This is a genomic window from Neptuniibacter sp. QD37_11 (genome assembly GCF_047778105.1).
Lineage (GTDB): Bacteria > Pseudomonadota > Gammaproteobacteria > Pseudomonadales > Balneatricaceae > Neptuniibacter.
On sequence record NZ_CP180552.1, the window covers coordinates 3,544,911 to 3,571,695 of the forward strand.

Annotated in this window: 20 protein-coding genes, 2 tRNA genes and 3 rRNA genes; 5 read left to right on the top strand and 20 right to left on the bottom strand. The window is 46.8% G+C overall.

The genetic code is table 11. The features are described from left to right. Positions 1 to 69: 69 nt before the first annotated feature. Positions 70 to 1,560, bottom strand: a complete 1,491-nt coding sequence (locus ACMXYT_RS16755; protein ID WP_415899586.1) for an FMN-binding glutamate synthase family protein — start codon at positions 1,558 to 1,560, stop codon at positions 70 to 72. 513 nt (positions 1,561 to 2,073) lie between these two features. On the opposite strand from ACMXYT_RS16755, the gene folE2 reads away from it, so the two are divergent. Next, on the top strand, positions 2,074 to 3,009 hold the full coding sequence (folE2, locus tag ACMXYT_RS16760; RefSeq protein ID WP_415882934.1) for a GTP cyclohydrolase FolE2: 936 nt from the start codon (positions 2,074 to 2,076) through the stop codon (positions 3,007 to 3,009). 56 nt (positions 3,010 to 3,065) lie between these two features. Here the strand turns inward: folE2 and ACMXYT_RS16765 are convergent, their stop codons facing one another. Beyond that, a complete protein-coding gene (locus ACMXYT_RS16765; protein ID WP_415899587.1) occupies positions 3,066 to 4,403 on the bottom strand; it encodes a D-serine ammonia-lyase in 1,338 nt (445 codons plus the stop codon). A gap of 116 nt (positions 4,404 to 4,519) precedes the next feature. Here ACMXYT_RS16765 and dsdC point away from each other — a divergent pair, with 116 nt between their 5' ends. Further along, entirely contained in the window at positions 4,520 to 5,449 is a 930-nt protein-coding gene (dsdC, locus tag ACMXYT_RS16770) for a DNA-binding transcriptional regulator DsdC (RefSeq protein WP_415899588.1), read from the top strand. 39 nt (positions 5,450 to 5,488) lie between these two features. Here dsdC and glmS read toward each other — a convergent pair whose 3' ends face one another. Both glmS and glmU read right to left on the bottom strand, forming a co-directional pair. Continuing rightward, entirely contained in the window at positions 5,489 to 7,312 is a 1,824-nt protein-coding gene (glmS, locus tag ACMXYT_RS16775) for a glutamine--fructose-6-phosphate transaminase (isomerizing) (RefSeq protein ID WP_415899589.1), read from the bottom strand. Positions 7,313 to 7,314: 2 nt separating this feature from the next. Continuing rightward, the gene (gene glmU, locus ACMXYT_RS16780; protein WP_415899590.1) at positions 7,315 to 8,682 is read right to left on the bottom strand and encodes a bifunctional UDP-N-acetylglucosamine diphosphorylase/glucosamine-1-phosphate N-acetyltransferase GlmU; all 1,368 of its coding nucleotides are present in this window, start codon (positions 8,680 to 8,682) and stop codon (positions 7,315 to 7,317) included. A gap of 100 nt (positions 8,683 to 8,782) precedes the next feature. Between glmU and ACMXYT_RS16785 the strand changes: the two genes are divergently transcribed. The 3 genes from ACMXYT_RS16785 (at position 8,783) to ACMXYT_RS16795 (ending at position 11,654) form a co-directional block, all read left to right on the top strand. Then, complete coding sequence (locus ACMXYT_RS16785; protein ID WP_415899591.1) at positions 8,783 to 9,523, top strand: TrmB family transcriptional regulator; 741 nt, start codon at positions 8,783 to 8,785, stop codon at positions 9,521 to 9,523. Between the two features lie 152 nt (positions 9,524 to 9,675). Next, entirely contained in the window at positions 9,676 to 11,013 is a 1,338-nt protein-coding gene (locus tag ACMXYT_RS16790; RefSeq protein ID WP_415899592.1) for a dihydroorotase, read from the top strand. An 80-nt stretch (positions 11,014 to 11,093) separates the two neighbouring features. Next, a complete protein-coding gene (locus ACMXYT_RS16795) occupies positions 11,094 to 11,654 on the top strand; it encodes a carbonate dehydratase (RefSeq protein WP_415911709.1) in 561 nt (186 codons plus the stop codon). A gap of 402 nt (positions 11,655 to 12,056) precedes the next feature. Here ACMXYT_RS16795 and rrf read toward each other — a convergent pair. The 16 genes from rrf to ACMXYT_RS16875 all read right to left on the bottom strand — a co-directional run bounded on the left by rrf (position 12,057) and on the right by ACMXYT_RS16875 (position 26,785). Continuing rightward, a 5S ribosomal RNA gene (rrf, locus tag ACMXYT_RS16800) occupies positions 12,057 to 12,172 on the bottom strand. Between the two features lie 142 nt (positions 12,173 to 12,314). Then, positions 12,315 to 15,200, bottom strand: a 23S ribosomal RNA gene (locus ACMXYT_RS16805). A 216-nt stretch (positions 15,201 to 15,416) separates the two neighbouring features. Beyond that, positions 15,417 to 15,492 (bottom strand) — tRNA-Ala (locus ACMXYT_RS16810). A gap of 23 nt (positions 15,493 to 15,515) precedes the next feature. Next, positions 15,516 to 15,592 (bottom strand) — tRNA-Ile (locus ACMXYT_RS16815). A gap of 68 nt (positions 15,593 to 15,660) precedes the next feature. After that, positions 15,661 to 17,200 (bottom strand): 16S ribosomal RNA (locus tag ACMXYT_RS16820). Together the 16S, 23S and 5S rRNA genes with 2 tRNA genes alongside form the textbook arrangement of a ribosomal RNA operon. Before the next feature lie 674 nt (positions 17,201 to 17,874). Next, positions 17,875 to 18,300: a F0F1 ATP synthase subunit epsilon gene (locus ACMXYT_RS16825; RefSeq protein ID WP_415899594.1), complete on the bottom strand. Its 426-nt coding sequence runs from the start codon at positions 18,298 to 18,300 to the stop codon at positions 17,875 to 17,877. 32 nt (positions 18,301 to 18,332) lie between these two features. Further along, a complete protein-coding gene (gene atpD / locus ACMXYT_RS16830) occupies positions 18,333 to 19,709 on the bottom strand; it encodes a F0F1 ATP synthase subunit beta (RefSeq protein ID WP_415899595.1) in 1,377 nt (458 codons plus the stop codon). 36 nt (positions 19,710 to 19,745) lie between these two features. Beyond that, positions 19,746 to 20,609, bottom strand: coding sequence for a F0F1 ATP synthase subunit gamma (atpG, locus tag ACMXYT_RS16835; protein WP_415886355.1), 864 nt, complete (start codon positions 20,607 to 20,609; stop codon positions 19,746 to 19,748). Positions 20,610 to 20,679: 70 nt separating this feature from the next. Continuing rightward, positions 20,680 to 22,224, bottom strand: a complete 1,545-nt coding sequence (gene atpA / locus ACMXYT_RS16840; protein WP_415899596.1) for a F0F1 ATP synthase subunit alpha — start codon at positions 22,222 to 22,224, stop codon at positions 20,680 to 20,682. A 12-nt stretch (positions 22,225 to 22,236) separates the two neighbouring features. Then, a complete protein-coding gene (locus tag ACMXYT_RS16845; RefSeq protein ID WP_415899597.1) occupies positions 22,237 to 22,770 on the bottom strand; it encodes a F0F1 ATP synthase subunit delta in 534 nt (177 codons plus the stop codon). 14 nt (positions 22,771 to 22,784) lie between these two features. Further along, on the bottom strand, positions 22,785 to 23,255 hold the full coding sequence (locus ACMXYT_RS16850) for a F0F1 ATP synthase subunit B (RefSeq protein ID WP_415899598.1): 471 nt from the start codon (positions 23,253 to 23,255) through the stop codon (positions 22,785 to 22,787). 65 nt (positions 23,256 to 23,320) lie between these two features. Then, the gene (gene atpE / locus ACMXYT_RS16855; protein ID WP_415882947.1) at positions 23,321 to 23,557 is read right to left on the bottom strand and encodes a F0F1 ATP synthase subunit C; all 237 of its coding nucleotides are present in this window, start codon (positions 23,555 to 23,557) and stop codon (positions 23,321 to 23,323) included. 88 nt (positions 23,558 to 23,645) lie between these two features. Further along, complete coding sequence (atpB, locus tag ACMXYT_RS16860; RefSeq protein WP_415899599.1) at positions 23,646 to 24,479, bottom strand: F0F1 ATP synthase subunit A; 834 nt, start codon at positions 24,477 to 24,479, stop codon at positions 23,646 to 23,648. A gap of 16 nt (positions 24,480 to 24,495) precedes the next feature. Continuing rightward, entirely contained in the window at positions 24,496 to 24,792 is a 297-nt protein-coding gene (locus tag ACMXYT_RS16865; protein WP_415882949.1) for an ATP synthase subunit I, read from the bottom strand. A 316-nt stretch (positions 24,793 to 25,108) separates the two neighbouring features. Then, complete coding sequence (locus ACMXYT_RS16870) at positions 25,109 to 25,987, bottom strand: ParB/RepB/Spo0J family partition protein (RefSeq protein WP_415882950.1); 879 nt, start codon at positions 25,985 to 25,987, stop codon at positions 25,109 to 25,111. Positions 25,988 to 25,990: 3 nt separating this feature from the next. After that, complete coding sequence (locus tag ACMXYT_RS16875; protein WP_415882951.1) at positions 25,991 to 26,785, bottom strand: ParA family protein; 795 nt, start codon at positions 26,783 to 26,785, stop codon at positions 25,991 to 25,993.

A 26,785-nucleotide genomic window follows, 5' to 3' on the forward strand; every position in this document is an offset into this window, starting at 1 on the left:
CACTCGCTATGATTACTTACAAATAAAAACGCCAGTCCTAATGACTGGCGTTTTTGCTTGGGTTGTTTACTAATACTCTGGATAGAGAATATTCAGTGGTATAGACCGACTACCTTCCACCACGATTGCGCAATGCTTACGCTTAAGCTGACGCGGCTCGGTTACACCACAAGAGTGGGCGATCATCTCCACCTCATGTACCAAATGATTGTGATAGTTAGCGACACGATCCGCTTTAACCATCGGCACTAATCCACGCTGCAGATCTGGATCATGGGTAGTGATGCCGGTTGGGCAGGTATTCTTATTACACTGCAACGCCTGAATACAACCGAGAGCAAACATAAAGCCACGTCCCGTTACGGTGAAATCAGCCCCCATACAAAGTGCAGCACCGACATCGGTAGGGTTAATCAATTTACCTGAGGCAATCACACGTACACGCTCACGCAGGTTGTGAGCCATAAGTTTGTTTACCAAAATAGGTAAACTCTCCCGCAGCGGCAGACCTACGCTGTCCATTAACGGCATTGGTGCAGCACCAGTACCACCGTCACAACTGTCTAACGTAATAAAGTCTGGAGCACTCTCTACGCCACGCTTGTTAACCGACTCACAAAATTCATCCAACCACTCAGCATCGCCCAATACCATTTTGAAACCACATGGTTTACCGGTGATACGACGTACCTTTTCAATCATATCAAGCAGGTCATCAATAGAAGCTATATCTGGATGACGGTTTGGGCTTAAAGAATCTTGGCCTACAGGGATACCACGTACCGCTGCAATCTCTGGTGTTACCTTCTCACCCGGCAAGATACCACCTTTACCCGGTTTAGCACCCTGACTCAGTTTGATCTCGAACATCTTAACTTGAGGAAGATCACCTTTCTCTTTTAGCTTTTCCTCAGAGAACTTTCCGTTTTCATCACGCAAACCATATTTTGCAGTGCCAATCTGATAAACAATGTCACAGCCTGATTCCAGGTGGAAAGGCGATACCCCGCCTTCACCTGTGTTCATCCAACAACCTGCTTTCTTAGCCCCCTGAGATAAGGCCTCGATTGCAGGTCGGGATAGCGCACCATAACTCATGCCAGAAATATTAAAAAAAGAAGCTGCATCGTAAGGTGCCTTACAGTAAGGACCTATACGTAAACTCTGCGTTGTTACCGCATCTTCCTTTAAGGTTGGGAAAGGACAGTTTAGAAAATAATAGGTACCAGGAATACGTAGATCACGTGACGAACCAAAGGCAATAGTGCTATCTACATTCTTGGCTGCGCGATAAACCCAAGAGCGTTGCGCACGGTTAAATGGCATCTCCTCGCGATCCATAGCAAAGAAGTACTGACGGAAAAATTCACCAGCATGTTCAAACAGGTAGCGAAAGCGACCAATCAGAGGGTAGTTACGACGGATAGTTTGCGCTGTTTGATGTTTATCGATTTGGTATAAAACTACCGCCACAACGATTGCGACAACAAACAGTACCAAGAACGCAATCCCAACAAACGCGATAAAATTTATAGCAAAGCTCGACATTGAATCATTCATGCTATGGACCTCCTATAGACATAGCACCGCCTCTTAACGAGGTTTTTTCTTTGTTTGTATGCTGTATTGGCTTCTGTGTAAATAGATAAATCAAAATATCCTATAGTTATTAATAGGCTAGCATCCATTATTAACCTTATAAGCGAAAATCCCGCTGTAACATTAAAACTTTCTAACATTTTAAAAGGCATACAAAAGCAAGGTATTTAAACGACAAAGGCAGATTTTATGCGCTAAAAAGCGACTTTTTTTGCCTGATATTTGCCAACCCCCTTAATCAAGAGGTATGGTACGTCGCTCTTCTATTTTTTAGACTTTCAGCCTAAGGAATAGTACTTTTTTATAGGTCATATTTACGAATTGAACCTAACCCTGATTCATTTTTGAACAGGCGCTTGTTTTTTCGTTATACGCCCCTATTTAACTAGGTATTGTTTAACGTAAGCCTATTTTCTCTACGTAAGAGCTTACGGATTCAGATTTTGATAACTACCGAATTGGAAGACCTGCTTCATGACCAACTTGCCTGACGTTACCAGCCATCAAAATCCTGAGATTCACGGCTCTCTGGACTGGGTGGGCATGAATGGAATCACCGTCCCTCTGCAATTTGACGATAGTAAACTAGGTGTAAACAGCATCGAAGCACGCGTTAATACCTACGTTAATCTGGTAAACCCAAAGGTTAAAGGCATTCATATGTCGCGCCTTTACCTTGCGCTAAGTAACTTTTTTGAGAATCAAACACTGAATGTTCCTGCGTTAACAGATTTCTTATCCCACCTATTGGATAGCCATCACGATATCTCAACTCAGGTTTTCCTAAACTTTGATTTTGATTTCCTAATCAAGCGCGATGCTCTAAAAAGCGATAACAGCGGTTGGAAAAGCTACTCCACGACGCTACGTGCAACTCTGAAAGATGGCGAAGTAGTTCTGGAACTAGCAACACGCGTTCCGTACTCATCCACTTGTCCGTGTTCAGCAGCATTATCACGTCAGCTATTAGCTCAGGCATTCACTGATGACTTTGCCAACAAAGGCAGCATTAACGTTGAAGACGTAGAGAACTGGTTGAAGTCTGAAAAGGGCTCATTCGCTACGCCCCATAGCCAACGAAGCCAAGCAACAGCTTGGGTTAAACTGGATAAAGATATGGGTGCATTCCCACTTACAGATCTAATAGATCTTGTTGAAGATGCATTAAAAACACCAGTACAAACTGCTGTAAAACGTGCTGACGAACAAGAGTTTGCTCGTTTGAATGGCCATAACTTAATGTTCTGCGAAGACGCTGCACGACGCGTTAAGCAAGCACTACTAAGCCAAGAGCAATACGCGGATTTCTGGTTGAAGGTAGAGCACTTCGAAAGCTTACACGCTCATGATGCAGTAGCTCTTGCGTCTAAAGGTATTGCAGGCGGTTACAGCCCAGCTGATTACAGCTAAGCTTTAAATTCGATAATAAAAAAGGCAGCTTAATAGCTGCCTTTTTTATTTGTAGTTTATGATTTACCAAGCTTGTAGTAACTCTGCCACTCAGATTCTGGCACCATACTTCCACCTGTCGCCCAGATGATATGGGTTGAGTTATCCAACTTATTCAGCAAGCCATGATTCTGAAGGTAGCTTTCGCCCTGCGAGATCAGATTAATAATGCCTGTCGCTCCCGCCAAAGCCGATGGCTCCAACGCTATATGCTCACTCTCATAAATTTCGGCCAATAACTGATAAAGTGTTTTGTCCTCTACGGTATAAACCCCACTTAACAGTGGCTCCATCACCTTACCAACAAAACCGGAAGCACGACCTACTGCTAGGCCATCAGCACAAGTTTGGTTGTCGATACCTAACTCCTGAACACTGATCTGATCATGTAAGCCAGTATACATACCCACCAACATACAGGGAGATTGAGTTGGCTCAGCAAAGAAGCAATGAACATGATCGCCAAAGAGCAGCTTCAAACCAAAAGCAACACCACCAGGGCCGCCACCGACACCACAAGGCAGATAGATAAACAACGGATGTTCAGCGTCGACCTGAATGTTTTGCTCAGATAGCTGTTTAGCTAGACGTTCTGCAGCAACCGCATAGCCTAAAAACAGGTCATTTGAGTTCTCATCATCAACAAAGTGACAACGCTGCTGGCTGAGCGCTTGTTTGCGCCCCTCTTCTACCGCTTTACTGTAATCGTCTTCATATTCAATGACCTGCACGCCTTTGCTACGTAGTAGGTCTTTCTTCCACTGCCGAGCATCTGCAGACATATGAACCGTCACCGAAAAGCCTAACTCAGCCCCCATAATTCCGATACTAAGCCCAAGGTTGCCGGTTGATCCCACCACAATTTGATACTGACTAAAGAGTTCGCGGCAGACATCACTATTTAGCTTGCTGTAACAGCTATCTTTGCTGATCAGACCGGCCTCTATAGCAACGGCCTCAGCATACTTGAGCACCTCATAGATACCACCACGTGCTTTTATCGAACCAGATATAGGTAGATGGCTGTCACACTTCAACAGCAAACGGCCGGGGAGTCTTTGATTAGCTCTTTTCTCTAACTGGTGATGAAATTGAGGCACCTCACACAACGGCGATTCAATCATGCCTTTTTTGGCAGCGGTTTCTGGAAACACTTCCGCCAGATAGGGAGCAAAGCGATTCAATCTTGCCGAGGAATCTTTAACATCAGTTTGCGTCAATGGCAGGTGCGCTGATACTGCAGCAAAGTCCGTAATTTTAGGGTTTATCCAAAGCAACGGCTGAGTTTTCTGAAGCCGCTCCAATAAGGGAAACTTATGTATCAGATCATTTATTTCCTGTCTGTTTAACCCCATGAATCCAGCTCCGATCGAATAAATTTTGTTAATTCCAATTAATGAAATTAGGATAAAACCATTAAACCAGTGCTTATAATTTACAACAAACCATAAAAAAACATCCTTGGATTAAAATGGCTAATCTGAACCTCTCTCACTTGAATAGCGCCGTGCTCGCTAACCTGCAATGCTTCAGCAGCGCAGCCAAGCACCTCAGCTTTACCCTAGCGGCAGAAGAGTTAAGTCTTACTCAAGGAGCCATTAGCCAACGGATACGTAAACTGGAAGAACAACTCGGTTTTGCCCTGTTCTTACGCTACAACCGTCGTCTACAGCTCACAGCTGAGGGTGAAAGGCTCCTGATACAAACCAATAACAGCCTAACCGAGCTCAATAATCTGATTCGGGATATCCATACCCAAGGGCTTGCCGGTGAACTCTCACTTTCCGTTCCCCCCTCTTTTGCTTCACAGTGGTTGCTGGAAAAGCTGGCTGACTTCTCTCAGCTCTACCCACAAATTTTTATTCGTATGGAAACCCATAGTCGTCTGATCGACTTTTACGCCGAACAGATCGATCTAGCGATCTATTATGGTCAGGGCGAGTACCCGGGGTTGGTTAGTTGGCCACTCATGGATGAACAGCTCATTCCCGTTTGTACCAAAGACTTCGCAGATAAACATGACTTATGGGATAGACCAGAAAAACTAAAACACTGCCCTCTATTACATGATGCTCAAGCATGGCCTGAAGCTGGCCCTTATTCAGAATGGTCCTACTGGGCCGATCAACAAACATTGAACCTAGTTCTAAAACAGGGGCACTGCTTTGATAAGTCAGAATATGCAGTGAATGCAGCTAAATCAGGTTTAGGCGTTGCTATGGGGCGTAAGCAGCTAATCGAAAAAGCACTGAACAGTGGAGAACTGATAAACCCATTTGGAGTATTACAGCCGATCCAATCTCAACAAGGCTATTTTCTGGTCACCCACGAAGACAGGAAGGAGCAGCCTATTATCAAGGCATTTAGGGAGTGGATTCTGGAAAAAGTACAGGCCCACTGATCAGTGAGCCTGTTATAGAAGTCTTATTAGCTAAAGCCGTTACTCAACCGTTACCGACTTAGCCAAATTTCGTGGCTGATCCACGTCCGTGCCTTTCAAAATCGCCACATGATATGAAAGTAACTGCAGCGGGATCGTATAAAGAACAGGCTGCATAACTTCATCACATACAGGCATATTCAGAACATAAGTGCCCTCTTCCGGTTGCACTTTGTCAGAACCTGCAAAGACAAACAGTTCACCACCACGCGCGCGGACTTCCTGTAGGTTTGCCTTCAGCTTGTCCAACATATCATTCTGCGGAGCTACTGCGACAACTGGCATCTCTTTATCGACCAACGCCAATGGGCCGTGTTTTAGCTCACCTGCAGGGTAAGACTCCGCGTGGATATAGGAGATCTCTTTTAACTTAAGCGCACCCTCTTTTGCTACAGGGTACAAAGTGCCGCGGCCAAGGAACAAAGAATGATTCTTTTCAGCAAAGGATTGCGCCATCTGCTCAATATCACTATCCATTGCTAGAGCTTGCTGAACCTGCTCAGGAAGCTTTTTAAGCGCGGTGATAATTGCTGCTTCAGTTTCTTCGCTTAAGCCATTACGACGACCAAGTGCGATTGTAGTTAGCATCAACGCAACTAGCTGTGTCGTAAACGCTTTGGTCGACGCTACACCAATCTCTGGACCTGCGTTGGTCATCAAGGCCAGATCAGATTCACGCACCAGAGAGCTACCCGGAACGTTACAGATAACCAGAGACGCCAAAACACGATCCTGAATTTCACGTAGCGCAGCTAAGGTATCTGCTGTTTCACCAGACTGTGAAATGGTCAGGAACAGTGTGCCTTCAGGAATCACGACTGAACGGTAACGGTACTCACTAGCAACCTCGACCATACATGGGATACCGACTAGATCTTCGATCCAGTACTTAGCAATCAAACCAGCATGGAAACTCGTACCACAAGCAATGATTTGTACCTGTTTAACTTGATCGAATACCTCCGCAGCTTTAACGCCAAAGCATTGTTCCAACAGTTTATCTTCGCTGATACGCCCTTCGAGACACGCTTTGATCACCTCTGGCTGCTCATAGGTCTCTTTAAGCATATAGTGCTTAAATTCACCTTTATCCGCAGAGCTTACACCGTGTTCAAATTGACTGACTTCACGCTCTACTTTTTTGCCTGAGATATCCGTTACCGTGATATCTGCAGCCGTTAAGGTCGCAACATCACCATCTTCCAAGAACATAAAACGGTCTGTCACTTGTAATAACGCTAGTTGATCGGAGGCGATAAAGTTCTCGCCAATACCAACACCGATCACCAACGGGCTACCTTTACGCGCGGTTACCAACTGGGAAGGATCTGCTTTTTCGATCACGCCTAGCGCATAAGCACCTTCAAGCTGACCAATAATATTGGCAACAGCCGTATGCAAAGAGCTGGTTGATTTAAGTTCTCTTGCAAGTAAGTGTGCAATTACTTCAGTATCTGTTTCTGAACTAAATTCATAACCATCATTTTGCAGATCGGCTTTTAGCTCTTCAAAGTTTTCGATAATACCGTTGTGCACTACTGCCAGTTGATCACCTGACATATGCGGATGGGCATTCGCTTCACAAGGTACTCCGTGAGTCGCCCAACGGGTATGTGCGATGCCTGTTGTACCCACTAAAGGTAGCTCTTGTAAGGCATCAGAAAGGGCTTGAACCTTGCCATTACGGCGACAACGTTGAATACCAGCTTCGGTCTGCAATGCAACACCGGCTGAGTCATAACCGCGGTATTCCAAGCGGCGAAGACCTTCAAGCAGGATTTCCTGAACTGGCCTAGCTGCAACAGCACCTACAATTCCACACATAATTAGTTTCCTTTCTTCTTAGGACGCGGCCAGTTTTTCAATTCAGTTTGTTTTGCACGAGTAATCGCAAGCGCATCATCAGATACAGGTTTAGCAATCGTTGAACCTGCGCCAACAGTCGCCATAGCGCCCACTTTAACCGGAGCAACTAGGGCGGTATTGGAACCAATAAATGCGTTGTCACCGATTTCTGTCAGCGACTTATTCACGCCATCGTAGTTACAAGTAATAGTACCTGCGCCAATGTTTACATCTTTACCCAGTACCGCATCGCCCACATAGGACAGGTGATTGATCTTACTTCCCTCACCCACAATCGCTTTTTTGGTCTCTACAAAGTTTCCAACCTTCGCTTTAGCAGCAAGCTGAGTACCTGGGCGTAAACGTGCAAACGGGCCTATATCACAAGATTCAGCAATCACAGCATCTTCAATCACTGTATTTGCCTTGATATGGGTACCCGCTGCAACAATACAGTTTTTCAGGTAACAGTTAGGTTCGATTACGACATCGTCACCTAGTACAACATCGCCCTCTAAAACAACGTTTACATCGATCAGTAGATCCTGACCAATAGAGACATTACCGCGCACATCAACACGCGCCGGATCAGCCAAAGTTGCACCATTAACCATCAACCATTCAGCACGTTGTAACTGGTACCAGCGTTCTAGTTCGGCCAACTGAACGCGGTTGTTAACCCCTTGGACTTCCTCTTCAGCTTCAGGCTGAATCGCGCTGATCTTCACGCCACCATTGGCAGCCATCGCGATGATATCGGTCAGATAATATTCGCCTTGCGCGTTTTCAGAGGATAGCTGTGGTAACCAATCAGAAAGATACTGACTCTTAACCGCTAAAATGCCGGTATTTACTTCATTGATCAGGTGCTGCTCCGGCGAAGCATCTTTATGCTCAACAATCGCCACAACTTTGTCATCGCTATCACGTACGATGCGACCATAACCGGTAGGGTCTTTTAAATTCACTGTCAGTAGTGCCAAATCACCTGTAGCGGCGATATCCACCATCTCTTGCATAGTGGCAGATTGTGTTAGCGGCACATCGCCATAAAGCACAAGAACGACACTATCATTAGCTACTTCAGGCATCGCCTGAGCCACCGCGTGACCTGTACCTTTTTGTTCCGCCTGCAGAGCAAATATAAGTTCTTGTCCCTGCAGTTCTTCACGTAATTTGTCCGCTCCGTGACCGATCACAACATGCGTTTTCACCCCCTGCAGTGACGATGCGGTGTCGATTACATGTTGCACCATCGCTTTACCGCCAACCTTGTGCAGTACTTTAGGGAGTTTGGATTTCATACGGCTACCCTGACCAGCAGCCAAAATGACAACGTCTACTGACATAGTCTTACCTTTCCTTTGTAGGTTTACGCTTTATTTTCATCGCACTTTAAAGTAAAACTGAAACCATACAATCCCTTTTGTCACAAATTTTATGACAATTATGAATAACGACGTTTTTAAAATATTGGGTTTAACCCCCAGAGAAATAGATATCTATAAAGCCTTATTAACCTTAGGGGCTAGTTCCATCCGTACAATTGCTGACAAATCAGGGGTTAACCGCGGTAGTGCCTATGAAAGCCTGAAAGATATGCAGCAAAAAGGGATTGTGACCTATCTTCCCAAAGGAAAACGACGTTTATTCGCCCCTGTAGATCCAGATATTCTTTTGCAACTGGCTGAAGATCGTCGACAGAACATAGATAAAGCGATCGACGAGCTGAAACAAAGCATTATTCCTGAGCTGCAGCACCTTAAACCTGACTTTAATACTGCCAATGTCAGCTTCTATGAAGGCGATGACGGTATAGAGCACGTACTGAAAGACATTCTGGTTACGGTGTCTAGCTCAGATGCTGATAGCTACTCAGTCTTCTCCTCCAAGCCGATCAGGAAGCACCTCTATCGACCCTTCCCTAACTTCACTAACCAGCGCATACAACGTGGTATTAACGTACGCGCCATTGCAATCGGTGATGGAGGTGAAGACGCTCTGCTATCAGAACGTAAGTGGATCAAAACGGAAGGTAAAGTAGATGCAGCTTATATCGCGATCTACCCACCTAAATGTGCAATCATCTCACTCGCTTCAGAAAACTACCCAACAGCGGTAGTGATTGATTCGCCGGAAGTAGCCGGTGCTCAGAAAATCATCTTTGATACGCTATGGCGACTGCTGTAGCTCACCTAAAAATATCACACTCTCCTTAACAGCTAAAACGATCTCAATTGCCTCCTTTTAATTGAGTTATATTATAACATTACACTTCATGTCATAATTCGCCGGGTTTATAGCCACTCACCCGAAGTACGAGACACAAAGGTATTGCAGCAATGAAAGACACATTGATTAAGAACGCGATCATTATCAATGAAGGCGAACAAAGAGAAGTCGATCTAAGAATTAAAGACCAAAGAATCGATCTAATTGCTGCTGATATAGACGCTAAAGCTACCGACACAGTTATCGATGCTAAGGGGTGCTGGCTGCTTCCAGGAATGATCGACGATCAGGTGCATTTCCGTGAACCAGGCTTAACACATAAAGGCAGTATCGCAACCGAATCGCGCGCGGCAGTTGCCGGAGGCATCACTAGCTATATGGAGATGCCAAATGTTAACCCTTCAACAACCAATGCAGCTGCACTAGAGAATAAATACAATATTGCGGCGCAAAACTCGGCAGCAAACTATGCATTCTATCTAGGAGCAACAGAAGATAACTTAGACGATATAAAAGCCTTAGATCCGACCAAAACCTGTGGCGTAAAAGTGTTTATGGGTGCCTCTACCGGTAACCTACTCGTCGAGAACCCAACCGCTTTAGAAGGGATCTTCCGTGAAAGCCCTGTCTTGATCGTTACTCATTGCGAAAGCGGCCCGGTCATCGCCAACAACCTAAAACGTGTTCAAGACACTGGACGTAAGATTACGATACACGACCATCCTATTATTCGTGATGATGAAGCCTGCCTTGCTTCCTCATCTTACGCAGTAGAACTAGCAAAGAAATACCAAAGCAATCTTCATGTTCTGCATATCACTACAGAAAAAGAGCTGAGCTTATTTCAATCAGGCCCTGTCCAAGGCAAGAAGATCACAGCAGAAGCTTGCGTACATCATCTATGGTTTAGTGCTGAAGATTATGAAACGCGCGGTAACTTAATTAAATGCAACCCAGCAATTAAATCCCTACGGGATCGCAATGCACTGCTAAATGCACTTAAAACGGGACAGATCGATATCATCGCAACCGATCACGCTCCGCACACACTGACCGAGAAGCTGGTTGATTATTCAGATGCACCAGCAGGCCTTCCCCTTGTCCAACACGCTCTACTAACCTTATTAGAGCACGTTAATTTAGGCCGTATGTCGATCGAACAAGTTGTCGAGAAAGTATGCCATAACCCTGCTATCCGTTATGGTGTTTTAGAACGTGGATTTATTCGCGAGGGTTACTTTGCCGATCTAGTTCTGGTTGATCCGAAAAAATCGACATTGGTAAGCCATGCGAATAGCCTATACCACTGTGAATGGACTCCGTTTGACGGCCTAGAATTCTCGGGTCAGATAAAATCGACTTGGGTAAATGGAAACGTGGTATATGATGGTACACAGACACTAGTTCAGGAAGGCGTTGCTAAACCATTAGCCTTTTCTGGTCTATAACAGTCTAAAGATACGCTTAACTTCTAATAAAAAATAACAAAGCCTCTATCACCTGTTAGAGGCAACAATTAGGAGCAACAATGCTTAGAAAGTGTCCGGCGGGTTACTACCCAGAAGTGTCAGACAAGGCCTTTATTGACCCTACAGCCATCGTTTGTGGCCGTGTGATTATCGAAGATAATGTTTTTGTTGGCCCTTACGCTGTAATCAGAGCCGATGAGGTTGATGCATCAGGTGAGATGCAGCCCGTACTGATCAAACAAGGCTCTAATCTTCAAGATGGCGTAGTGATTCACTCAAAGGCCGGTGCAGAAGTTATAGTAGGTGAGCGTACCTCTATCGCCCATCGCTCGATTGTACATGGCCCATGTACAGTCGGTGACGATGTCTTTATCGGCTTTAACAGTGTCGTCTTCCGCTGCCATATAGGCGACGGTAGCGTGATTAGACACAATGCCGTAGTCGAAGGGGTCGATCTACCAGAACGCTCTCACGTGCCTCCTATGACGGCCATAGCGCATGAATCTGATCTAGCGTCGGTCGAAAAGGTATCGCCTGAATTCTCTTCGTTCTCAGAATCCGTCGTCTCAGCCAACCATGTGCTGGTCGAAGGTTATAAAGAGCTAGGCGACGACCTCTAACAACTATCAAGCTTTACTTTTAGCACCATCAAATAAGGCACCCTTGGGTTGTCTTTTTATTAGGATGTTAGTTGCTAGTGAGTGTATGCGGATTAAGCCTGGTGTAAATACTTCGTTCAGTATTGTTTTGCTTTATTTAGCCCAACACGAAAAAACCCCGATCACATCGTGACCGGGGTTTTCTCTTAATACCCAAAGGGCATAAATTAAATGCTTGGCGATGACCTACAATAAGTTGAAAGCTACGCTTTCACTCGCTCCGCGACGCCTTTGGCGCTTCAACCTGGCACCTACGGTGCATAGGTTGTCACATGTTCCATGTTCCATGTTCGAGTAGGTATCCGAACAATGAAGCATAAAAAAAGGCCCATCCAATGGATGAGCCTTTTTTTAGGAATAAATGCTTGGCGATGACCTACTCTCACATGGGGAAGCCCCACACTACCATCGGCGATGTTGCGTTTCACGTCTGAGTTCGGGATGGATTCAGGTGGTTCCACAACTCTATGGTCGCCAAGCAAAACTGTTACAACTTAGATCTGATTCTTCTTTTATTTGATCTAGATAGTTTATCGACTGTAGCTTAACTACGCGCTAATTCGTTACTCTCTATCGTCTTACATATCTTACAAGTCACTTGCCAAACGCCTTGGGCGTTATATGGTCAAGCCTCACGGGCAATTAGTATTGGTTAGCTCAACGCCTCACAGCGCTTCCACACCCAACCTATCAACGTCGTAGTCTTCAACGGCCCTTTAGGGGAATCAAGTTCCCAGTGAGATCTCATCTTGAAGGAGGCTTCCCGCTTAGATGCTTTCAGCGGTTATCCCGTCCGAACGTAGCTACCCGGCAATGCAATTGGCATCACAACCGGTACACCAGAGGTTCGTTCACTCCGGTCCTCTCGTACTAGGAGCAACTCTTCTCAAATCTCAAACGCCCACGGCAGATAGGGACCGAACTGTCTCACGACGTTCTAAACCCAGCTCGCGTACCACTTTAAATGGCGAACAGCCATACCCTTGGGACCGGCTTCAGCCCCAGGATGTGATGAGCCGACATCGAGGTGCCAAACACCGCCGTCGATGTGAACTCTTGGGCGGTATCAGCCTGTTATCCCCGGAGTACCTTTTATCCGTTGAGCGATGGCCCTTCCATACAGAACCACCGGATCACTAGAACCTACTTTCGTACCTGCTCGACGTGTCTGTCTCGCAGTCAAGCACCCTTCTACTCTTGCGCTCATTGCATGATTTCCGACCATGCTGAGGGTACCTTCGTGCTCCTCCGTTACTCTTTGGGAGGAGACCGCCCCAGTCAAACTACCCACCACACAATGTCCCCGATCCCGCTTAGGGAACTGGGTTAGAACCTCAACATTACCAGGCTGGTATTTCAAAGGTGGCTCCACCTGAACTGGCGTCCAAGTTTCAAAGCCTCCCAGCTATTCTACACAAGTAATGTCAAAGTCCACTGTGAAGCTGTAGTAAAGGTTCACGGGGTCTTTCCGTCTAGCCGCGGGTAAACTGCATCTTAACAGCTATTTCAATTTCACTGAGTCTCGGGTGGAGACAGTGTGGCCATCGTTACGCCATTCGTGCAGGTCGGAACTTACCCGACAAGGAATTTCGCTACCTTAGGACCGTTATAGTTACGGCCGCCGTTTACCGGGGCTTCGATCAAGAGCTTCGCACAAGTGCTAACCCCATCAATTAACCTTCCGGCACCGGGCAGGCGTCACACCCTATACGTCCTCTTTCGAGTTTGCAGAGTGCTATGTTTTTAATAAACAGTCGCAGCCACCTGGTATCTTCGACCGGCCTCAGCTTAGGGAGCAAGTCCCATCACCAAAACCGGCGCACCTTCTCCCGAAGTTACGGTGCCATTTTGCCTAGTTCCTTCACCCGAGTTTTCTCATACGCCTTAGTATTCTCTACCTGACCACCTGTGTCGGTTTAGGGTACGGTTAGTCATAACCTGAAGCTTAGAGGATTTTCCTGGAAGCATGGCATCAACTACTTCAGTCCATAAAGGACCTCGTCATCGGTTCTCGGTCTTAAGGACCCGGATTTGCCTAAGTCCTCAACCTACTACCTTAAACGCGGACAACCAACGCCGCGCTAGCCTAGCCTTCTCCGTCCCCCCATCGCAGTTATGAGCAGTACAGGAATATTAACCTGTTTCCCATCGGATACGCTCTTCAGCCTCTCCTTAGGGGCCGACTCACCCTACCTCGAATAGCGTTGGATAGGAACCCTTGGTCTTCCGGCGGGGAGGGTTTTCACCTCCCTTATCGTTACTCATGTCAGCATTCGCACTTCTGATACCTCCACGGTGCCTTACAGCTTCCGCTTCAACAGCTTACAGAACGCTCCTCTACCATGCACAAAGTGCATCCGTAGCTTCGGTGTTATGCTTAGCCCCGTTATATCTTCCGCGCGGGCCGACTCGACTAGTGAGCTATTACGCTTTCTTTAAAGGGTGGCTGCTTCTAAGCCAACCTCCTAGCTGTCTAAGCCTTCCCACATCGTTTCCCACTTAGCATAAACTTTGGGACCTTAGCTGACGGTCTGGGTTGTTTCCCTTTCCACGACGGACGTTAGCACCCGCCGTGTGTCTCCCGTGATTGAACTCATGGGTATTCGGAGTTTGCATCGGGTTGGTAAGTCGGGATGACCCCCTAGCCGAAACAGTGCTCTACCCCCCATGGTTAGACACGAGGCACTACCTAAATAGTTTTCGAGGAGAACCAGCTATCTCCGAGTTTGATTAGCCTTTCACTCCTATCCACAAGTCATCCGCTGGCTTTTCAACGACAGTCGGTTCGGTCCTCCAATGCATGTTACTGCATCTTCAACCTGCCCATGGATAGATCACTCGGTTTCGGGTCTACTCCTAGCGACTGGACGCCCTATTAAGACTCGGTTTCCCTACGGCTCCGCAAATGCTTAACCTTGCCACTAAAAGTAAGTCGCTGACCCATTATACAAAAGGTACGCAGTCACCGTCCGAAAACGGCTCCCACTGCTTGTACGTACACGGTTTCAGGGTCTATTTCACTCCCCTCACAGGGGTTCTTTTCGCCTTTCCCTCACGGTACTGGTTCACTATCGGTCAGTCAGGAGTATTTAGCCTTGGAGGATGGTCCCCCCATATTCAGACAGCGTTTCACGTGTGCCGTCCTACTCGATTTCACTTTAAAAGACCTTTCACATACGGGGCTATCACCCACTATGGCCACACTTTCCAGAGTGTTCTGTTAAATCTAATAAAGCTTAAGGGCTGGTCCCCGTTCGCTCGCCGCTACTTAGGGAATCTCGGTTGATTTCTTTTCCTCTGGGTACTTAGATGTTTCAGTTCCCCAGGTTCGCCTCTAATAACCTATGTATTCAGTTAAAAGATACCTATAAATAGGTGGGTTTCCCCATTCGGAAATGTCCGGATCAAAGGTTGTTTACCACCTCCCCGAACCTTATCGCAGGTTACAACGTCCTTCATCGCCTCTGACTGCCAAGGCATCCACCGTGCACGCTTAGTCACTTGACCATATAACCCGAAGGCGTCTGGAATCACAGTAACTTGTATTGCTAGTAACGATAGATTTCGCCGAATTGGCGCATGCAGTAAAACTACATGTCTTAAATCTAAATCAAATGAATCAAATCCAAATTGTTAAAGAGCGTTTAAAGCAAAAAAGCTTTAAAAGATAATGTCTTAACCGACAATATGTTTTAAAACTCTTCCTTCTCATCCTTAGGATGATGGTGGAGCTATGCGGGATCGAACCGCAGACCTCCTGCGTGCAAAGCAGGCGCTCTCCCAGCTGAGCTATAGCCCCAAAGAAAACAGTAAGGCTATTATTGGTAGGCCTGAGTGGACTTGAACCACCGACCTCACCCTTATCAGGGGTGCGCTCTAACCAGCTGAGCTACAAGCCTACACCGTTGCTCTTAACTTCTCTGATCAGATAATTCGTGTGAACGCTTGCCGAGAATCGGCTTTCGTTTAAGGAGGTGATCCAGCCCCAGGTTCCCCTAGGGCTACCTTGTTACGACTTCACCCCAGTCATGAACCACACCGTGGTAACCGCCCTCCCGAAGGTTAAGCTAGCTACTTCTGGTGCAATCCACTCCCATGGTGTGACGGGCGGTGTGTACAAGGCCCGGGAACGTATTCACCGCGACATTCTGATTCGCGATTACTAGCGATTCCGACTTCATGGAGTCGAGTTGCAGACTCCAATCCGGACTACGACCGGTTTTCTGAGATTAGCTTACCCTCGCAGGTTCGCGGCCCTCTGTACCGGCCATTGTAGCACGTGTGTAGCCCAACTCGTAAGGGCCATGATGACTTGACGTCGTCCCCACCTTCCTCCGGTTTGTCACCGGCAGTCTCCTTAGAGTTCCCACCCGAAGTGCTGGCAAATAAGGACAAGGGTTGCGCTCGTTACGGGACTTAACCCAACATTTCACAACACGAGCTGACGACAGCCATGCAGCACCTGTCTCAGAGTTCCCGAAGGCACGAAACTATCTCTAGTAACTTCTCTGGATGTCAAGAGTTGGTAAGGTTCTTCGCGTTGCGTCGAATTAAACCACATGCTCCACCGCTTGTGCGGGCCCCCGTCAATTCATTTGAGTTTTAACCTTGCGGCCGTACTCCCCAGGCGGTCTACTTATCGCGTTAGCTGCGCCACTAAAAGATCAAGTCTCCCAACGGCTAGTAGACATCGTTTACGGCGTGGACTACCAGGGTATCTAATCCTGTTTGCTCCCCACGCTTTCGCACCTCAGTGTCAGTATCGGTCCAGGTAGTCGCCTTCGCCACTGGTGTTCCTTCCTATATCTACGCATTTCACCGCTACACAGGAAATTCCACTACCCTCTACCGTACTCTAGATTAGCAGTATCAGGTGCAGTTCCAAGGTTGAGCCCTGGGCTTTCACATCTGACTGACCAATCCACCTACGCGCGCTTTACGCCCAGTAATTCCGATTAACGCTCGCACCCTCCGTATTACCGCGGCTGCTGGCACGGAGTTAGCCGGTGCTTCTTCTGCAGTTAACGTCACAGCTAGCAGGTATTAACTACTAACCTTTCCTCACTGCTGAAAGTGCTTTACAACCCTAGGGCCTTCTTCACACACGCGGCATGGCTGCATCAGGCTTGCGCCCATTGTGCAATATTCCCCACTGCTGCCTCCCGTAGGAGTCTGGACCGTGTCTCAGTTCCAGTGTGGCTGATCATCCTCTCAGACCAGCTAGAGATCGTCGCCTTGGTGAGCCATTACCTCACCAACTAGCTAATCTCACGCAGGCTCATCCAATAGTGCAAGGTCCGAAGATCCCCTGCTTTCCCCCGTAGGGCGTATGCGGTATTAGACCAAATTTCTCTGGCTTATCCCCCGCTACTGGGTAGATTCCTACGCGTTACTCACCCGTCCGCCACTCGTCATCAACTAGCAAGCTAGTCATGTTACCGTTCGACTTGCATGTGTTAGGCCTGCCGCCAGCGTTCAATCTGAGCCATGATCAAACTCTTCAGTTTAAATCATTTGTGTTACCAGGAATGTGGTAACGGGCTCTAGTACTAAACAACCGGATAACATTCTTAAGAACGTTAAACCTTTGTAAATCGCTTTAAATGAATTCACTTGGTTGCTTGTCTAGAAAAAGTTTGCTTCTTCTCAACAAGCGCCCACACGAATTATCTGATCAAATTGTTAAAGAGCGTTGCTTTTTTGACTCTCCGCTGACTCAGCGTTTCGTCTCAAGCGAGGCGCATATTCTACTGTGCGCTCATTCAAAGTCAACCGTTTATTTTGCAATTTTGTAAAAAGCTTTTACTCAGCAACCGGACTTTGAATCCTGCTCCGTAAGAAATCTTAAAAACCAATGTTTTCAATCACTTACTAAGCACCTCACTCAGCTCTGCAGCCCCTTTAAAAGCGGCCTCCCTAAGCAAGGACGGCGAATTCTACAGACATCTGAAAATGCGTCAACACTTAATTTATAAAAATTGGCTGCTGGTTAAGGCAGGCACCTGTAAGCTGTGTGTTTTTTCAAATGCGTAATGTTAAAGGTGTCCTATGAAAGGGTTAACTCCATTGCTGCAGCCTTGCAAATAACAAACATTGGCAATTTTTTCTGTCTGTCCAAGCAGAAACAAAAAAGGCAACCCGAAGGTTGCCTTTTAGAACTAATGATTTGTAAGAGTCAGTCTTAACGACCAAGCTTCTTACGAATCTGCTGTAGGGTACGAAGCTGAGCCGCAGCTTCAGCCAGCTGAGTCGCTGCTTTAGAGTATTCGAACTCTGCAGTTTTATCAGCCATCGCCTGTTCAGCATGTTTCTGTGCTTCTTGAGCTTTCGCTTCATTAAGGTCTGCAGCGTGCAGAGCAGTGTCTGCAAGTACAGTTACCTTATGAGGCTGAACTTCAATGAAGCCACCGGATACGTAGAAGATATCCTGTTCGCCACCCTGTTTGCGTAGCTCGACAGGGCCTGGTTTTAGTTCCGTCAGAAGCGGAGCGTGACCTGGATATACACCCAGATCACCCAGGCTACCTGTTACGGATACGAATTCAATAAGGCCAGAGAATAGTTCTTCTTCAGCACTTACGATGTCGCAATGAACAGTCATAGCCATATTTATACCTCGTAAAGGTTAGCTAAAGGCAATTACATGCCTTTAGCTTTCTCGATCGCTTCGTCGATACCACCGACCATGTAGAACGCCTGCTCTGGCAGATCGTCGTACTGGCCTTCCAGGATGCCTTTAAAGCCGCTGATAGTTTCTTTCAGTGGCACGTATTTACCAGGAGCACCGGTGAATACTTCAGCTACGAAGAACGGCTGAGATAGGAAACGTTGCATCTTACGAGCACGTGCTACCAGAGCTTTATCTTCTTCAGACAGTTCGTCCATACCTAGAATCGCGATGATGTCTTTCAGCTCTTTATAGCGCTGTAGTACACCCTGAACGTTACGAGCGATCTCGTAGTGTTCTTGACCGATTACTAGTGGGTCTAGCTGACGAGATGTAGAATCCAGTGGATCTACCGCTGGGTAGATACCTAGCTCTGCAATTTGACGAGACAATACTACTGTTGCGTCAAGGTGAGAGAAGGTTGTCGCTGGAGATGGGTCAGTCAAGTCATCGGCTGGTACGTATACCGCCTGAATAGACGTGATGGAACCAGTCTTAGTAGAAGTGATACGCTCCTGAAGAACGCCCATCTCTTCTGCTAGAGTTGGCTGGTAACCTACCGCTGAAGGCATACGACCTAGAAGTGCTGATACCTCAGTACCCGCTAGTGTGTAACGGTAGATGTTGTCTACGAACAACAGTACGTCACGACCTTCGTCACGGAATTTCTCAGCCATAGTCAGGCCAGTCAACGCTACACGCAGACGGTTACCTGGAGGCTCATTCATCTGACCGTATACTAGAGATACTTTATCCAATACGTTGGATTCTTTCATCTCGTAGTAGAAGTCGTTACCCTCACGAGTACGCTCACCTACACCGGCAAATACGGAGAAACCTGAGTGCTCGATCGCGATGTTACGGATCAGCTCCATCATGTTTACAGTTTTACCTACACCCGCACCACCGAACAGACCAACTTTACCACCCTTAGCGAACGGACATACAAGGTCGATTACCTTGATACCAGTTTCTAGTAGTTCGTTAGACGCAGACTGCTCGTCGTAAGAAGGCGCTTTACGGTGAATAGGCATACGCTCTTCTTCACCGATTTCGCCACATTCATCAATTGGGTTACCCAGTACGTCCATGATACGACCCAGTGTAGCTGTACCAACAGGCACAGATACTGGCGCACCAGTGTTCGCAACTTCCTGACCACGGCTTACACCTTCAGTCTGGCCCATTGCGATCGCACGAACAACACCGTCGCCCAGCTGTTGCTGAACTTCCAGCGTCAAACCGTTTTTAGTTACGGTCAGCGCGTCGTATACCTTCGGTACAGAATCACGTGGGAATTCCACGTCTACTACCGCACCGATAATCTGAACAATAGTTCCGCTACTCATGTTCGGATCCTCTAATAATTTAACCTGTGACCTGTATTAAACAGCTGCAGCACCACCAACGATCTCAGAAATTTCCTGAGTAATCGCGGCTTGACGAGCTTTGTTATAAATCATTTCAAGCTCACCAATCATATCACCAGCGTTGTCTGTTGCGTTCTTCATCGCTAGCATTCGTGCTGCCTGCTCACAGGCATTGTTCTCAACCACGGCCTGGTAGACCAAGGACTCAACGTAACGAACCAGTAAGCTGTTTAACAGCTCTTTTGCATCTGGCTCATATAGGTAATCCCAATGATGGTTAAGCTTTTCTTCGTCGTCTTCCGCCTTCAGTGGAAGCACCTGATTGACTGCAGGCTGCTGGGTCATCGTATTAACAAAGTCGTTAGATACGATAAATAGTTTATCCAGTTTGCCTTCGTCATAAGCATCTAGCATGACCTTAACTGCACCGATCAGATCCGCCACTTCTGGCGCATCACCTAGGTGAGTTTTCGCTGCCACAACATTGCCACCGTAGTTCTTAAAGAACGACTGTGCTTTGCTGCCCAGTGCACAGACATCAATCTCGATGCCCTGATCATGGAACTCTTTCATGCTTTTAACAGCTGCTTTGAACGCATTCACGTTCAAACCACCACACAGGCCACGGTCGGTTGCTACAACAACAAAACCAACTCGCTTAGTCTCACGCTCCTGCATGTACAAGTGTCTGTACTCAGGGTTGGACTTGGCCAGGTGCTGAATTACACCACGGATACTCCGCGCGTACGGGCGAGAAGACTCCATGCGATCCTGTGCTTTACGCATCTTAGAAGCAGCAACCATTTCCATAGCGCTGGTAATCTTCTTAGTGCTCTGCACACTCGCAATTTTTGTCTTAATCTCTTTTCCGACTGCCATAGTTCCGCCTATATAGCTTTGTGTTAGATCTGCATGACTAGCATGCAGATCGATCACTCAAAACGAGTTCTTACCAAGCTTGTGTAGACTTGAACTTCTCGATACCAGCCTTGAACTGAGCAGCAATCTCATCAGAGTAGTTGCCAGTTGCGTTGATGTCGTTCATCAGATCAGCGTATTCGCTGTTGAAGAACGCAATCAATGCTGCTTCGAAGTCCAGTACTTTATCAAGTGCTACACCTTGTAGGTAACCTTCGTTAGCAGCGTACAGGCTAAGACCCATGTCAGCGATAGACATTGGAGTGTACTGTTTCTGCTTCATCAGCTCAGTTACAGACTGACCGTGCTCAAGTTGTGCACGAGTAGCGTCATCAAGGTCAGAAGCGAACTGTGCGAATGCCGCAAGTTCACGGTACTGTGCAAGTGCTAGACGAACACCGCCACCTAGTTTCTTGATGATCTTAGTTTGAGCTGCACCACCTACACGGGATACGGATAGACCAGCGTTGATTGCTGGACGTACACCAGAGTTGAACAAGTCAGTTTCTAGGAAGATCTGACCGTCAGTGATGGAGATTACGTTTGTTGGTACGAATGCGGATACGTCACCACCTTGAGTTTCGATTACAGGCAGGGATGTTAGGGAACCAGTCTGGCCCTTAACTTCACCGTTTGTAAACTTCTCAACGTAGTCAGCGTTTACACGCGCAGCACGCTCAAGTAGACGAGAGTGCAAGTAGAATACGTCACCAGGGTATGCTTCACGACCTGGAGGACGACGTAGCAATAGGGAAATCTGACGATAAGCCCAAGCTTGCTTAGTTAGATCATCATAGATGATCAGAGCGTCTTCACCGCGGTCACGGAAGTATTCACCCATAGTACAACCAGCGTATGGAGCTAGGAACTGCATCGCAGCTGGATCAGCAGCGCCTGCAGCAACAACGATAGTGTGATCCATCGCGCCGTGCTCTTCAAGCTTACGTACAACGTTAGCGATAGTAGACTGTTTCTGGCCTACTGCTACGTAGATACATTTTACGCCTGTACCTTTCTGGTTGATGATAGCGTCGATAGCAATCGCAGATTTACCAATCTGACGGTCACCGATGATCAGCTCACGCTGACCACGACCGATTGGTACCATGGAGTCGATCGCTTTAAGACCAGTCTGTACAGGCTGATCTACGCCCTGACGCTCGATTACACCAGGTGCAACCTTCTCAACAGCGTCAGTCAATTTAGTTTCGATTGGGCCTTTACCATCAATCGGGTTACCCAGAGCGTCTACTACACGACCCTGCAGTTCCGGACCAATTGGTACTTCCAAGATACGGCCAGTACAACGTGCAGTAGCACCTTCTACTAGATCCTGGTAGTCACCCAGTACTACAGCACCAACGGAGTCACGCTCAAGGTTAAGCGCCATACCGTAGATACCGCCAGGGAATTCAATCATTTCCCCGTACATAACGTCAGCAAGACCGTGGATCGTAATGATACCATCGGAAACGCTCACTACAGTGCCCTCATTACGGGCTTCTGAAGTCACATCAAGAGTTTCGATGCGCTTCTTGAGAATCTCACTGATCTCAGAAGGATTCAGTTGCTGCATGCTTTTATTCCCCTAGGAATTCATCGCTTCGGCCAACTTCGCGAGTCGCGCGCGAACAGAGCCGTCGATCACCAAGTCGTCAGTGCGAACTACTACACCACCCAAGATAGACTTATCTACTTGTGAGGTCAGTGCCACATCGCGACCTAGTTTAGTTTTCAGTGCCTGAGCAAGTTTTTCTTGCTGCTCGTCCTGTAGTTCAAACGCCGTAGTCACTTCGATATCTAGTGACTTTTCCTGATCTGCTTTCAGTTTATTAAACTGAGCGCTGATCTCAGGCAGTATCTCTAGGCGTTTGTTCTCAGCTAGAAGCTTAAGAAAATTCTTACCCGCGTCATCTGCTTCTTCGCAGATATTGATCATCAGATCAGCTTTCTGCGTATCTGTCAGTGCAGGGTTACCCAGTACACGCACTACGTTTTCGTCTGATGCTGCAGCAGCAGCCAGAGCTAGCGTAGCGGACCACTGATCGAGGTTACCCTTATCCATCGCGTACTCGAAAGCAGCTTTGGTATAAGGCCGAGCGACAGTGTTGACTTCAGCCATCGTTAAACCTCGCTTTAAAGCTCAGCGGCCAGTTTTTCAACAAGCTGCGCGTGTGCCTTCTCATCAATAGAAGCTTCTAGTACTTTCTCAGCACCAGCCAATGCAAGTGTAGCTACCTGAGCGCGCAATGCTTCGCGTGCTTGGTTAACTTCTTGCTCTAGTTCAGCTTCTTTAGCCGCTTTAACACGGTTAGCTTCTTCTAGAGCCTTGTCTTTAGCTTCTTCGATAATCTGGTTAGCCCGCTTGTTGGCCTGTTCAATGATGGCGGCTGCTTCTTCTTTGCCCTTACGCATATTTTCAGTGGCTTTTTCTTGAGCCAACTGCAAGTCACGCGCAGCGCGTTCAGCAGCGTCCAGACCTTCAGCAATCTTCTTTTTGCGCTCTGCTAGTGCAGCCGTAATTGGCGGCCACACGTACTTCATGCAGAAAACAACAAAGATAAAGAATGCGATTGCCTGGCCAATGATGGTGATATTGATATTCACGCCATTACCTCTCGCGGTTGTTAATTAAGTAGGACTCGATAGTCGTTGCTTTTACGAGTGACTACTTATGCAACTGCGAACATTAGGTACATGCCAAGACCTACACCGATCATAGGTACCGCATCAACAAGACCCATTACGATGAAGAACTGAGAACGTAGTAGTGGTACTAGTTCAGGTTGACGTGCAGCACCTTCCAAGAATTTACCACCTAGGTTACCGATACCTACAGCAGCACCAATAGCAGCAAGGCCCATTAGAACCGCAGCAGCCAGGAATACTAAAGCGTTAGCCATTTCCATCAGTTTTTCTCCACATTTAAGTTTAAAAGTTAAAGTTTAAAATTTGTTAAAACAGGTTAAAACAGTACTTCAGTTCATGAATTACTTATTAGTGATCGTCATGTGCCATCGCAAGATAAACGATAGTTAGCACCATGAAGATAAACGCCTGCAAAGTAATTACTAGAATATGGAAGATTGCCCATGGCACAGATAGTACCCACTGCGCCCAGAAAGGAAGCAGAGCAATCAAGATAAAGATCATTTCACCCGCATACATGTTACCGAACAGTCGTAGCGCCAGAGAGATTGGCTTAGCCAGAAGGCCTACAACTTCAAGGAACAAGTTGAAAGGAATCATCCATTTACCCATTGGCTGTAGAGACAGCTCAGCAAGGAAGCCAGAAACACCTTTCTGCTTAATGCTGTAGTAAATGATTAAGAAGAATACGCTGAACGCCATACCAAGAGTAGCGTTAGGGTCTGTAGTTGGTACGATCTTCATGTAACCAACGCCCATTTGAGCAGCGATGTAAGGAACCCAATCGATTGGCACAAGGTCCATAAGGTTCATCAGGAAGATCCAGACGAAGATTGTTAGCGACAAAGGCGCGATAACAGGGTTCTTATGGTGGAAAATACCTTTAACGTTATCGTCAACAAACTCGATGATTGTTTCGATAAAGTTCTGGGTGCTTCCAGGTACGCCGGACGTAACTTTTTTCGCTACGCTACGGAACAACCAAAGGAAGAAAACACCCAAGCCAACAGACCAAAGCATAGTATCCACGTGGATTGCCCAAAATCCGAAATCGCCAGGCATGATACCGTTTGCAGTATCTACGAAGCGCCAGCTATCCGAAGCTTCATGATAGCCGAACGTCAGATTCGTCAAGTGGTGGGATATATACTCTGAGGATGTTACTGTGTCGCTACTAGCCATTCTCAGTTTCTCTCGTTCAAAGTTTCAGGAATCTTGTATTTAGGTTCATCTGACCAATCCAACCTAAGATCTGCATCAGAATGAACGTGCCAAATAAGGAAAATGGATTCAGGGGCTGAATCAGTATAAATACGGCTGCAAAACCTACCGCACTTAAAGCCATTTTCCATATTTGGCTCACATACATTTCGGCTAACGCTTGCTTAGCACTCTGACCTGCACTAAATCTCAATGCTCGATCAGCGAAATAGAGGGTAGGTAGAAGGTACAAAACTCCACCTAACAGTGCTGAATATGCAGTTTCTAAGTTCACTAGTAGTAAACCAGCGCAAAGTAACAAACATATGACTGCTTGAATCAGAAAGATTCTAAATATTCGACCGCGTGTTTTACGACTATGGGCTCCCTGCTTGAGGTTCCCCTTGCCCACTGACATTACAACGCAACCTTACTTAAATTCTGTTCTGACTCTACGCCCCATTTAAGCGCACGCACCCTAAAATGCGAGCCGATTATATGAGCTTAGGGCCGCCGAAACAACAGGCAGTTTACCCATTTGCACTAATGTCGTAGCAACCCTTGCCCTGAGTCGCCTTAACTTCAGTGCCAAAGTAGTAATTCAACGCTACTTATTTCAATAATTTCAAAATACTGTCTAAAGATTCAGCATCATCGTAACTGATGGTGATTTTGCCTTTTCCTTTGGCATTTTCACTGATCGCAACCTTAGTTGCGAAGCGCATAGACAACTCGCCGGCCAATTCACCTAGGCGAGGGTTAGGTTCTGCTTTTGGTTTTTCTTCTGTTTTAGAACCACCGTCTTGGAGCTTTTTCACTAACGCTTCAGCTTGGCGAACAGAAAGACCTTGGCCTGATACTTCCTGTGCTGCAATTAGCTGTTGCTCAGGTTCTAGTGCCAACAATGCCCGCGCATGACCCATTTCTAAGTCGCCGTACTCAAGCATCTTCTTCACTTCATCGGTCAGCTTCATCAGGCGAAGTAAATTGGTTACCGCAGAACGCGATTTACCTACTGCATCAGCTACTTCTTGCTGAGTCAGTTCAAATTCGTCTTGTAAACGCTGAAGAGAGATCGCTTCTTCTATCGGGTTTAGGTTTTCACGCTGGATATTCTCGATAAGCGCCATCGCAATGGCTGCTTCATCTGGAACATCTTTCACGATTGCAGGGATCTCAGATAGGTCAGCCATCTGAGTGGCACGCCAACGGCGTTCACCTGCGATAATTTCGTAGCGATCGGAATCTACCGGACGTACCACAATTGGCTGCATAACGCCTTGAGCACGAATCGAGTTGGATAGCTCTTCCAAAGCTTGAGGCTCAATATCGCGACGTGGTTGATAACGTCCACGTTGAATCACACTAACAGGAAGCAACTGATAACCATCTATAGATTCAGCGCTTTGAACGGATACCTGTTCTTCTACATCAGTAACGCTGGACAATAGAGCATCCAGACCTTTGCCAAGCCCACGCTTTTTAGCCATTGATTATGCTTCCTGTGACTGTTCTTTTTCTTCAAGTTTGGTACGACGAATCAACTCACCCGCCAAAGCTAAGTAAGCTACGGCCCCTCGGGAGTTTTTATCGTAAAGTAGTGCCGGCAATCCATGGCTTGGTGCCTCAGCTAAACGGACGTTTCTCGGGATTACGGTACGATAAACTTTATCACCAAAATACTCTACCAGATGCGTAGAAACGTCTTTGGTCAGGCTCATTCGCGGATCGAACATGGTCCGCAAGATACCTTCAATCTTCAAACTAGGGTTTAGACGGGCATTGATCTTATCGATCGTGCCGATCAATGCCGAGATACCTTCCAATGCGTAATATTCGCACTGCATTGGAATAATAACGCCTGCTGATGCTGCTAATGCGTTAACTGTTAGCAGGTTTAGCGATGGAGGATTATCGATCAAGACGTAGTCATAATCCTCATCAACTTCCATCAACGCCATTTTCAGACGAAATTCTCGACGCGGAATCTGCAATAGCTCAACTTCAGCAGCGGTTAGATCACCATTTGAGCCAATGATATCGAAACCTGCCGCTGTGTCTTTAAGGATCGCCTCTTTGATATTCACTTTGTCGGTCAGAACTTCGTAGACCGTATTTTCCAAGGTGTGTTTATCAACGCCGCTGCCCATACTGGCATTGCCTTGCGGATCCAGATCCACCAGCAATACGCGCTTTTTGGTTGCAGCCAATGAAGCAGCCAGATTTACGCAGGTTGTTGTTTTACCTACGCCTCCTTTCTGGTTTGTGATCGTTAGGATCTTTGCCAC